The 1,721-nt window shown below is 64.1% G+C and carries 2 protein-coding genes; both read right to left on the bottom strand.

What is annotated here, in order from left to right; translation table 11 throughout:
- Positions 1–391 (bottom strand): PE family protein (locus AO501_RS14480; protein ID WP_156452558.1); only part of this gene is annotated, 391 nt, incomplete at its 3' end.
- Positions 392–434: 43 nt separating this feature from the next.
- Positions 435–1,721: glycoside hydrolase family 64 protein (locus AO501_RS14475; protein WP_231752490.1), on the bottom strand; the 1,287-nt coding region annotated here is incomplete at its 5' end.

Here is a 1,721-nt window from a genome sequence, read left to right as displayed (position 1 = left end):
CTTCGCCGGTCCCCGCGGCGCCGTTGGTGCCATTGCCGATCAGCGGACGACCCAGCAACGCGTTGCTGGGGGCATTGATCACGTCCAAAGCCGTTTGCACCAGCGACGCGTTCGTTGCCTCCGCGGCCGCATACGCGCCCGCCCCCGCGCCTATCGCCTGCACAAACTGCTGGTGGAACCGCGCGGCCTGCGTACTGATCGCCTGGTAAGCCAGCCCATGCTCGCCGAACAACGCCGCAACCGCCGCCGACACTTCATCCTCGGCGGCCGCCAGCAACTGCGTTGTCGACGCCCGCGCCGTCGCATTGGCCGCGCCGATCACCGACCCCAACCTGACCAAATCCCCTGCCGCTATCCCCACCCGCTGCGGTCCCACCACTACATGCGCCATCAGACAGCTCCCTTATTTCGTGTGCTAGGGGTTTCGGAACACGTCAATTTCGGAGGTCGAACGACAATTGAGTCGGTGGCCGCGAATTGCCGAGGATGACTACCGAACTCTGGCTGTTCACGTCGTCGTAGGGAAAGCCGTAGGCGAGGTGGTTGATGCTGTTGGCGTGGAAGAACTGCGCGAAGTTGTTCCAGCGCCCACCCGTCGGGTAGTAGGCGGCAACGTTGGCCCATTGGCTCGGCGAGGTCGCCACACCGCGGTTGAACGCCGCATCCAGTTCGGCGAGGAACGCTCCCTGTTGGCCACTGCCGACGAACGGGCCATTGGCCGCGAAGGTTTGCGCCGTGGTGGGCTTCGCCATCGAGTACGTCGTGGTGTTGCCCGCACTGGTAGTCACGCTATAGACGAAATGACTGCTGGCATCGACGCTGCCATGCACGGTGTAACCGGCGCCCTGGTAGTTGAATTGGTTGGTCTGGTAGGTCGTCCAGAAGTCGTTGATCGATGGATCAAGCCAGGTGGACAGCGCTCCAGGCTGCATGGTCCGCGGGGCGACGATGCGCAGCGGATTGCCGGTGGCATCGTGCAGAACCAATCCCTGGAATTCGGCTGGGACCGAGGTCGCGAATTGTTGGAAGACCTGATCCCGCGACAGAGTCATGCCGGCGGTGGCCGAAAAACCGGTGGAGTTCTGGGTCACGTTGAAGGAGAACGGGAATCCGAACTGGTCTACCTGAGTTGTGTTGCCGCCGAACGGAACTGATCCGTTCTTGAAGGTCATCTCGTACCAGTCGTAGACCGTGGAGTAGTTGGGATCGGCAGGATTTGTCGGGTTGGGGCCCGCCCAGCCGGAGTTGTCGGGGCTGATGCCGATGTAGAGCGGCTGCTTCATCGACAGAAAGATGCGGCCGCCCTGAAACTCAGACGGAATTGAGGCGAGGTTGTTCGCCTGCGCGAGCGTGAATGACATATTGGCGTAATTCACGCCGTTCTTCGTGAGGTGACCGGGGGCATTGGCGGCGTTGTGGTCGATTGCGTGCGCGACGCCGTTCTGGTCGATCCACGACCAGTGGCCGGGCGACGTCTGGCCGATTTCGGTCACGTAGATCTGGTCGGCGCTCAAACCGGTGTTGTTGACGAAGTTTTCGGCGAAACCGCCGGGCACGACGATGCCTCCGCCGCCGCCACCGCCCCCGCCGGTGCCGGTCACGCCGGTGGCGCCGAGGTTGCCGTCGAGGCCGGCGGGACCGGCGGTGCCGAGCAGTCCGGGCGCTCCACCCGCGCCCCCGAGGCCACCGGTGCCGCCCGGACCACCGCCACCGATGACACC

It is taken from the genome of Mycobacterium gordonae, assembly GCF_001417955.2.
In the GTDB taxonomy this organism is placed as follows: domain Bacteria; phylum Actinomycetota; class Actinomycetes; order Mycobacteriales; family Mycobacteriaceae; genus Mycobacterium; species Mycobacterium gordonae_B.
This window is presented reverse-complemented; position numbering and strand designations above follow the sequence as displayed.